The 5,774-nt window shown below is 63.4% G+C and carries 4 protein-coding genes; 3 read left to right on the top strand and 1 reads right to left on the bottom strand.

Annotation, left to right across the window (positions count from 1 at the left end; all coding sequences use genetic code 11):
* The coding region (locus EN893_RS15715; protein ID WP_128361632.1) for a YggS family pyridoxal phosphate-dependent enzyme at positions 1-545 on the bottom strand (545 nt) is incomplete at its 3' end.
* 155 nt (positions 546-700) lie between these two features.
* On the opposite strand from EN893_RS15715, the gene leuS reads away from it, so the two are divergent.
* The 3 genes from leuS to EN893_RS15700 form a co-directional block, all read left to right on the top strand.
* Positions 701-3,325 carry a leucine--tRNA ligase gene (leuS, locus tag EN893_RS15710; protein WP_127269445.1) on the top strand — a complete coding sequence of 875 codons (2,625 nt, stop codon included), beginning with the start codon at positions 701-703 and terminating at the stop codon, positions 3,323-3,325.
* Positions 3,312-3,890, top strand: coding sequence for an LPS assembly lipoprotein LptE (lptE, locus tag EN893_RS15705; protein ID WP_127269446.1), 579 nt, complete (start codon positions 3,312-3,314; stop codon positions 3,888-3,890). Before leuS ends, lptE begins: the two co-directional genes overlap by 14 nt.
* A gap of 310 nt (positions 3,891-4,200) precedes the next feature.
* Positions 4,201-5,774, top strand: a 1,574-nt coding sequence (locus EN893_RS15700; RefSeq protein WP_281062483.1) for a DNA translocase FtsK, incomplete at its 3' end; no start/stop codon positions are given.

The following is a 5,774-nucleotide window of genomic DNA, read 5'->3' as shown; positions in this document are numbered from 1 at the left end:
AGCTTTTCCAACAGCGCGAAGTGCGGGCCGGGATTCTCGTCGGCCGGCGGGATGCACATCAGGCCCTCGATGGCGAGGCCATGGACGTCGCGGCAGCGGGTGACGAAAGCCACGGCCTCGCGCGGCTCGATGCCGGCCTTCTGCGGCTCGGAGCCGGTGTTGACCTGGACATAGAGTTTTGGCGCGCGGCCCTGTTTGGCGATCTCCTTGGCCAGTTCGGCGGCGATCTTCTCGCGATCGATCGTCTCGATGACGTCGAACAGCGCCACAGCCTCCTTGGCCTTGTTGGATTGCAGCGGGCCGATCAGATGCAGTTCGATGCCAGGAAAAGCGTCCTTCAGATCAGGCCATTTGCCTTGCGCCTCCTGCACACGGTTCTCGCCGAAGACGCGCTGGCCGGCTTCGATGACCGGGCCGATGTCGGCAGCGTCAAAGGTCTTGGAGACCGCGACCAGCGTCACGGCGCCGGCTTCGCGGCCGGCCTCGCGCTCGGCGGCGTCGATCTTCGCCTTGACCGCGAAAAACTGCTGAACGGCATCGCCCATATGCAAATCCTGCTGTTTTGACCGGCGTTTTTGTCAGACGCGATACCCATATGGTTGACGGGTTTGCCAAACCATGGTGAACACCCGGACCACATTCCCTGAACTGCCGAGCCGTCGCCCGCAGTTCGCGCATGCTTTTAAGTGAAAAACGTCCCATGGCAACCGAACGATACAATCCGCGCGCGTCAGAGCCCAAATGGCAGAAGGCCTGGGACGCCAAGAAGCTGTTCGAAGCGCACAATGACGATCCGCGCCCGAAATACTATGTGCTGGAGATGTTCCCCTATCCGTCGGGGCGCATCCATATCGGTCATACCCGCAATTACACGATGGGCGACGTGGTGGCGCGCTACAAGCGGGCCAAGGGTTTCAACGTGCTGCACCCGATGGGCTGGGACGCCTTCGGCATGCCGGCCGAAAACGCGGCGATGCAGAACAAGGTCCATCCCAAGGAGTGGACCTACCAGAACATCGCCACCATGCGCGAGCAGCTCAAGGTCATGGGGCTGTCGCTGGACTGGGCGCGCGAATTCGCCACCTGTGACGTCGACTATTACCACCGCCAGCAGATGCTGTTCCTCGATTTTGTCGAGAAGGGGCTGGTGACGCGCAAATCCTCCAAGGTCAACTGGGATCCGGAGGACATGACGGTGCTCGCCAACGAGCAGGTCATCGACGGGCGCGGCTGGCGCTCGGGCGCGCTGGTCGAACAGCGCGAGCTGACGCAGTGGTTCTTCAAGATCACCGATTTCGCGCAGGATCTGCTGGATTCGCTCGACGGCCTCGACGAATGGCCGGAAAAAGTGAAGCTGATGCAGCAGAACTGGATCGGCCGCTCGGAAGGCCTGCTGATCCGTTGGCCTCTGGCCGACGCCTCTGGTGGCGAGCATGAGCTGGAAGTCTATACGACAAGGCCCGACACCATCTTCGGCGCTTCCTTCATGGCTGTCGCCGCCGATCATCCGTTGGCCAAGAAGGCCGCTGCGCACAATCCGGCGCTGGCGAAGTTCATTGAGGATATCGGCCATATGGGCACCTCGGTGGCGGCGCTGGAGACAGCTGAGAAGAAGGGTTTCGACACCGGCCTCCGCGTCGTCCATCCGTTTGACGACAACTGGACGCTGCCGGTCTATGTCGCCAATTTCGTTTTGATGGAATACGGCACCGGCGCCATTTTCGGCTGTCCGTCCGGCGACCAGCGCGACCTCGACTTCGCCAACAAATACGGCCTGCCGGTGATTCCGGTGGTGATGCCGGAAGGCGAGAATCCGGCGACGTTCCAGATCATCGACGAAGCCTATGTCGATGACGGCGTGATGATCAATTCGCGCTTTCTCGACGGCATGAAGCCGGATCAGGCTTTCGACGAAGTCACCAAACTGCTGGAGCAGAAGACCATCGGCAACCGGCCGATGGCCGAGCGCAAGGTGAATTTCCGCCTGCGCGACTGGGGCATTTCGCGCCAGCGCTACTGGGGCTGCCCGATCCCGATGATCCATTGCGAGGCTTGCGGCGTGGTGCCGGTGCCGAAGGTGGACCTGCCGGTGAAGCTGCCCGACGATGTCGATTTCGATCGCCCGGGCAATCCGCTCGACCGGCATCCGACATGGCGCCATGTGAAATGTCCGCAATGCGGCAGGGATGCGCGGCGCGAAACCGACACGATGGACACGTTCGTCGATTCGTCGTGGTACTTTGCCCGCTTCACCGCGCCGTGGGCGCATGAACCGACCGATCCCAAGGCGGCCAACGAATGGCTGCCGGTCGACCAGTATATTGGCGGGATCGAGCACGCGATCCTGCATCTGCTCTATTCGCGCTTCTTCACCCGCGCCATGCGCGAGGCCGGCCATGTCGATCTGGCCGAGCCGTTCAAGGGCCTGTTCACGCAAGGCATGGTGGTGCACGAAACCTATCGCGTCGGCTCGGCATCGAATGGCCGCTGGCTGGCGCCCACCGAAGTTCGGCTGGAGGACGTCGACGGCAAGCGCAGCGCCATCGACATCGCCACCGGCGAGGCCGTCACCATCGGCCCGCTGGAAAAGATGTCGAAATCGAAAAAGAACACGGTGAGCCCGGAAGACATCACCGATGGCTACGGCGCCGATACGGCGCGCTGGTTCATGCTGTCCGATTCTCCTCCCGAGCGCGATGTCGAGTGGACCGACGATGGCGCTGCCGGTGCGCATCGCTTCATCCAGCGCATCTGGCGCCTGGTGTCGACGGCGGCCGAAACACTGGCCGGCATCAAGCCCTTAGCGGCCAGCAGCGGCGAGGCCGCGGTGGTTTCCAAGGCCGCGCACAAGATCCTGAAGGCGGTCGGAGAGGATATCGAGAAGCTCGCTTTCAACCGCGCCATCGCCCGCATCTACGAACTGGCCAACGCGCTGACCACGCCGCTCAACGAGGTGGCCGAAGGCAAGGCCGATGCAGCGCTGAAAGGCGCCTGTCGGCAGGCGGTGGAGATTCTCGTGCATCTGATCGCGCCGATCATGCCGCATCTGGCCGAGGAGTGCTGGGCAACGCTTGGCGGCACCGATCTCGTTGCCGAACGGCCCTGGCCGGTCTTCGATCCGGCGCTGGTGGTCGACAACGAAGTCACCTATCCGGTACAGGTCAACGGCAAGAAGCGGGGGGATTTGACAATTGCCCGCGACGCGGACCAAGGTGCGGTCGAAAAAGCGGTATTGGCTCTCGACTTCGTGCAGAAAGCACTTGAAGGTAAGGCTCCGCGCAAGGTGATCATCGTGCCGCAGAGGATCGTCAATGTCGTTGCCTGATCGGGAAAAGACAGAGTTGAACCATTTGCTGCGCCGCATTGCGCTTGCCGGCCTGATAGGTTCGCTCGCGCTTGTCTCGGCCTGCACGGTGCGGCCGCTCTATTCGAGCGCGCCACTGTCGGGTTCGCAGGCCAGTGCCAGTGCCGAACTGGCGTTGATCGGCATCAAGCCGGTCAATACGCGTTACGGCCAACAGGTGCGCAACAATCTGATTTTCGGGTTTGGACGAGGCGCCGGCGAGCCGGCCTCGCCGGTCTATTCGCTCAATCTCGGCGTGACCGAAGCGGTCGAGTCCGCGGCACTCGTGCAGGTCGGAACGGATGAAGACGAACCGACCGCCGGTTCCGTGACGCTGACCGGCAGCTATACGCTGGCCGATGCGAAGACCGGCGTGGTGATCGCATCCGGCAAGCGTTCGATCACCTCGTCCTTCGACAGGCCGCGTCAGGAATTCGCCGCATACCGGGCGCAGATCGACGCCGAGAATCGCGCTGCGCGAGAGTTGGCGGAAGCGCTGCAGCTGTCCATTGCCCAGGACCTTGTCCGGCACGGCAAGACCGGCTAGCGCACCTCATCGCTTCACGGAAACGGTCCGGCGCCCCAGGCATGATGGGGTGATCGCGGGATCATGACCAGATTCTCGAACAGAGCCAGATTCCGAACAGGGATTGTCCGAAGATACCCATCGAGCTGCTGCGGCACGGCGAGTAGATCGCGCCACCGGCGTGGATGCGGCGAGACGACGATCGTGCCGTGTCGCTCGCCGATTACCACGAAGATTTTGGTGCCCAGGATGGTCGGCGATCCATCCGGGAAGCAACTGTTAACCACTCGCTCCCTATTGCTCGGCAGACATTTCAGAGTGAGTCTTGAGAATGGAAGCCAAGCGTTTTTCCCGGGTCAATTTATCGACGGCCGCATCGCCTGATGATCCCGAGGGGAAGCGCTCCGAGAGCATCGGCGACAGGGGTGGTCAGCGAGGTTCTTCTGCGGCAGGCGACCTTGATCGTCCGGCTCGCAAGGAGCCGGGCGGCCGGCAGCCCGCCACACGCCAGGCCGGCTATTCAGCGCCGGTGGTCGATCTCGGTGGCAACAAGCGGCCCTATATGGAGCCGCGGGGTGGCTCGGACGACACGCTTTCGAAAATCGGCGATATCGAGAGCCCTGCCTGGCAGGAATATTTCTTCCTTGCACCCAACGTGCGTTTTACACGCACGCCGGACTATGAGGCCAGGAAGCATCGTCCGCAGCACGAGCGTGTTGTCGAACACGCCGCGACTCGCCCAGCAGAGCAAGCCGTTGCGCAATCCATGATCAAAGGGGCGTCCTCCGCGCCTTCGCTCCTGGCATTGCCGGCTTCGGTGAAAAGCCCTGCTTCCCAGCCGCTGGCCGGCCACGCCACGCAAGGGCCACTGCCGCCGGCTGCTGCTTTTGTTGCCGCGGGGCGCGCCAGGGAGAAGGTGCCAGCCGTTGCGCCGATGCCGCCGAGGACGGCCGCGACGGGGCAGGCATCCGCGCGTGCGTCCGTTGCTCCGGGCGGCCCGATCAAAACGACCACTTCCGAAAGGCTGCGCTGGCCGTATCTTTCGGATCATGCCTTCTTCGAGGCCATGGCCCCCTATCTGGTCGACGTTTCGTCGCCGGCCCGGCAGACCGGTCCAGCGTCGCCTGCATCGCTCGCCGTGGCGCCAGTCACCGCTACGCCGATCGATATTCGCCCAGGGACCGATGCCACCGCATTGTTTCGTGTCATCGACTGCCTTCCGGGCCAGGCCTTGAAGCCGTTGCCGGATGCTTGGCCGGCCAATTCGAACCAGGCCGTCGCCCAACCCGGCGTGCCGGCGAGCGATGCGCCGTCGCCGGTCCAGCCTGTCGCAATCCCAGCCGCCAAAAGCGACGCCGTTTCCGCGTCGGCCGCGCCAAGTGTGAACGTCCCTGCCAGGGCCGTTGCCGCCCGCTCCGCGCGCTTGCCTGGGGCTGGAAAGGTCGTGCTGTCAACCGCGGGCGATCCCTATGAGCTTCCCTCGGAAGAGCTGTTGCAGCAGCCACCGGAGGGACAAGGCTTCTACATGTCGCAGGAGCGGCTCGAGCAGAACGCCGATCTGCTGGAAAGCGTGCTCGAGGACTTCGGCGTGCGCGGCGAGATCATTCATGTTCGCCCAGGCCCGGTGGTCACGCTCTATGAGTTCGAGCCGGCGCCGGGCGTCAAATCTTCTCGCGTCATCGGGCTTGCCGACGATATCGCCCGCTCCATGTCGGCGATTTCGGCGCGCGTCGCCGTCGTGCCTGGCCGCAACGTCATCGGCATCGAGCTCCCGAACGAGACGCGCGAAACCGTCTATTTCCGGGAGCTGATCGAATCGGAAGGCTTCCGCAAGACCAGCTGCAAGCTGGCGCTTTGTCTCGGCAAGACGATCGGCGGCGAGCCTGTTATCGCCGAGCTGGCGAA

The organism is Mesorhizobium sp. M7A.F.Ca.CA.004.04.2.1, from assembly GCF_004022825.1.
Classification (GTDB): Bacteria; Pseudomonadota; Alphaproteobacteria; order Rhizobiales; family Rhizobiaceae; genus Mesorhizobium.
Note: the sequence above shows the minus strand (reverse complement) of the source record. Positions and strands in the feature narration are given on the sequence as shown.

Bases quoted from the DNA above. Each gene is read 5' to 3' on its own strand.
- leuS (WP_127269445.1), top strand. From the start codon at position 701: ATGGCAACCGAACGATACAATCCGCGCGCGTCAGAGCCCAAATGGCAG.
- lptE (WP_127269446.1), top strand. From the start codon at position 3,312: ATGTCGTTGCCTGATCGGGAAAAGACAGAGTTGAACCATTTGCTGCGC.